The 3,018-nt window shown below is 74.1% G+C and carries 4 protein-coding genes; 1 reads left to right on the top strand and 3 read right to left on the bottom strand.

What is annotated here, in order from left to right:
* Positions 1-939 (top strand): LacI family DNA-binding transcriptional regulator (locus L0B03_RS15895; protein WP_250447641.1); only part of this gene is annotated, 939 nt, incomplete at its 5' end.
* Positions 940-952: 13 nt separating this feature from the next.
* Here L0B03_RS15895 and L0B03_RS15890 read toward each other — a convergent pair.
* From L0B03_RS15890 to L0B03_RS15880, 3 genes are all read right to left on the bottom strand, one after another.
* The gene (locus L0B03_RS15890; protein ID WP_250447637.1) at positions 953-1,717 is read right to left on the bottom strand and encodes a VIT family protein; all 765 of its coding nucleotides are present in this window, start codon (positions 1,715-1,717) and stop codon (positions 953-955) included.
* A gap of 177 nt (positions 1,718-1,894) precedes the next feature.
* Positions 1,895-2,143, bottom strand: a complete 249-nt coding sequence (locus tag L0B03_RS15885) for a hypothetical protein (protein ID WP_250447632.1) — start codon at positions 2,141-2,143, stop codon at positions 1,895-1,897.
* Positions 2,144-2,240: 97 nt separating this feature from the next.
* The coding region (locus L0B03_RS15880; protein WP_308200098.1) for a hypothetical protein at positions 2,241-3,018 on the bottom strand (778 nt) is incomplete at its 5' end.

Below are 3,018 nucleotides of genomic sequence, written 5' to 3'. Positions count from 1 at the left end.
GCGATCAACGGCGGGCACCTGGTCAGCCCCCAGGCCCGCGCCGCGGTCGAGGCCGCGGTCGCCGAGCTGGGCTTCACGCCCAACCCCGTCGCGCGCAGCCTCGCGACGCGGCGCACCGGGTCGGTGGCTCTCGTGCTCCCCGAGCCCAACACCCGCGTGCTCACCGACCCGTTCTTCGCGAGCACGATCAACGGCATGGCTCGGGCCCTGGAGCAGTCCGACCTGCAGCTCGTGCTGCTCATCGCCCGGCAGGACGGCTGGTCCACCCGGACGGTGCGCTACCTCACCACCGGTCACGTCGACGGGGCGGTGGTCGCCTCGCACCACCGTGACGACCGGCTCAACCGCGAGCTGGTCGAGTCGGGCCTGCCCTGCGTGTTCATCGGACGTCCCCTCGACGTGCCGGCCACGGCCCGCTACGTCGACACCGACAACGACCACGCCGCCCAGCTCGCGACCGAGCACCTCATCGGCCTGGGCCGCACCCGCATCGGCACCATCGCCGGACCGACCGACATGTCCGCCGCGATCGACCGGCTCTCGGGCTGGCGTGCCGCGATGGATGCCGCCGGCCTCGCCCGGGACGCCGTCGAGCTCGGCGACTTCACCGTCGAGGGGGGTGGGGCGGCCATGGCCCGCCTCATCGACGCCCACCCCGACCTCGACGCGGTCTTCATCGCCTCGGACCTCATGGCCTCGGGGGCTCTCGCCGAGCTCTCCGCCCGGGGGATCCGCGTCCCCGAGGACCTCGCCGTCTTCGGCTTCGACGACCTGGGCGTGGCGACCACCACCGCGCCCACCTTGAGCACGATGGGCCAGCCCATCGAGGACATGGCCACCCGTGCCGGGCAGATCCTGCACGCCCTGCTCGCGGGCGAGGAGGTCGAGGAGATCTCGGTCATGTTCCCCGCGCGGCTGGTGCTGCGCGAGTCCGCCTGAGGAGCGAGCCCGCTCAGACGACCGTCGCGCCGAGCAGGGCCCCGATCCCGTAGGTCGCCGCCATGGCGAGGGCACCGCCGACCAGGAGCCGCAGCACCGCCCGCGACCGGTGCGCGCGGCCGAACCAGGCGCTGACCGACCCCGTGACGGTGAGCGCCACGAGCACCGCACCGAAGGTCACCCCGATCCGCACCTCCGGCGGCGAGAGCACCATGGCAGCCAGGGGCAGGGCCGCCCCCGCCACGAAGGCGACGGCCGAGGCCAGGCCTGCGTGCCACGGGTTGGTGAGGTCCTCGGGGTCGAGCCCGTGCTCCACGTCGAGGTGCGCGGCGATCGCGTCCCGACCGGTGAGCTCGACCGCGACCTGGCGCGCGGTCGGCGGGCTGAGTCCCTTGGCCCGGTACATCGCGGCGAGCTCCTCGAGCTCCCCCTCGGGATCGGCACGGAGGGCCGCCTGCTCGCGCTCGATGAGGGCCCGCTCGGTGTCCCGCGCGCTGCTGACCGAGACGAACTCGCCGAGGGCCATGGAGATCGCCCCGGCGACCAGGGCGGCCAGGCCCGCGACGAGGATCGCGGTGCTGTCGGTGGTCGCGGCCGCGACCCCGACCACGAGCCCCGCGATCGAGATGATCCCGTCGTTGGCCCCCAGCACCCCGGCGCGCAACCAGTTCAGCCGGGCCTTGAGGCCCGTCCGGGCCCAGGTCTCGTCCCCCGCGGGCTCGCGCCCCGCGTCGGGGGCGGTGGACCTGCTCTCCTCGACCGCTCGCGACGGTTCCATACCTCGAACCTAGGCAGGTCGAAGCGCCGTCGCCAGCAAGGACAGGCAAGCCTCAACAGGCCCCTGACCAGCCATCCGAGAGCCGGCGGGGTTGATCACGGTCACCATCCGACCCCGATCGACCCCGATCCTGACCGGCCCGCGCCGGCATGCTGTCGCCGACCCGGACCGTGGCGTTCAGGGAGCCTGGACGACGTCCTGGACCTCGGTGCCCGGCGCCCGCTCGGTCAGCAGGCGCGCGTGGGTCTCGGCGTCGCGCTGGTCGTCGGCCTCGAAGGCGATGCGCACCGCGCCCTCCTCGGCGTGGCCCTCCTGCTCGAGGATCTCCCCGTCGGTCGGGTGCTCGAGCATCTGACGGACGAAGGCGGTCGCGACGACGTCGTCGATCGCGGCGGGCACACGGATGCGGGCAACGAAGGTGGGCATGGCTCCACTATGGCGGCTCGGGCGCGGGCTCGCAGGGCGCGGGCTCGCAGGTCACGGGCACGCAGGTCACGGGCACGCAGGTCACGGGCACGGCAGGTCACGACGAAGCCCCGCCCCGCACCCCACGCACCTCGGTCAGGGTCGAGAGCACGACCTCGGCGAGCTCTGGGTCGGCCAGGGCGCGGAAGTGACCGGGGGTACGCAGCTGCACGTTGGCAGCCCCCTCGAGCCTGCTCCCGCCTGGGATGTGCGGGTCGAACCTGCTGTAGGCCGACGTGACGCGGGCGTTGACCTCGTGCTCGACCGCCAGTGCCAGGACCGTGGCGTCCCGCGGGGAGAACGCCCGGACCGTCCGTCCCGGGAACCACCGTGCGTGCACCGACCCCCCGAAGGGCGTGTTGACCGCGATCATCCGGTTGATGCGACCGTCGGGGTCCTCGCGCAGCATCGCGAGCTTGCCCACCAGCCCACCCTTGCTGTGCGCGACCACGACGACGTCGCTCAGGTCCCGGTCACGCAGCAGCGCACCGAGCACGGCCGCCCCCGTCGACACCGGGGCACGGTGGTACCCGAGCTCGGGCAGCACGTGGACCCGGTGGCCCTGCGCGTGCAGCAGTGCCGCGAGCGGGCGCATGAAGGTCCACGGCTCGTAGACCCCCGGGACCAGCACGACGTCGGGCCCCACCGGCGCTGGCGGGTCGAGGTACTCCCCCGCCTCGGAGCGTCCTCGCCACCCCCGCAGCTGCGCGAGGCCCGCGTAGAGATAGTCCTGGGCCCACCACAACCCGTGCCGCACCAGCGAGGCGAGCCGCGGCGCGAGCTGCGAGGCCCGCCGCGGCGTGCGCCGCTCCGCGACGGCCAGCCCCGGCAGGCAC

Source organism: Actinotalea sp. C106 (assembly GCF_023630195.1).
Lineage (GTDB): Bacteria > Actinomycetota > Actinomycetes > Actinomycetales > Cellulomonadaceae > Actinotalea.
The sequence above is the reverse complement of the archived record's forward strand: the minus strand, read 5'-3'. Positions and strand labels throughout refer to the sequence as shown.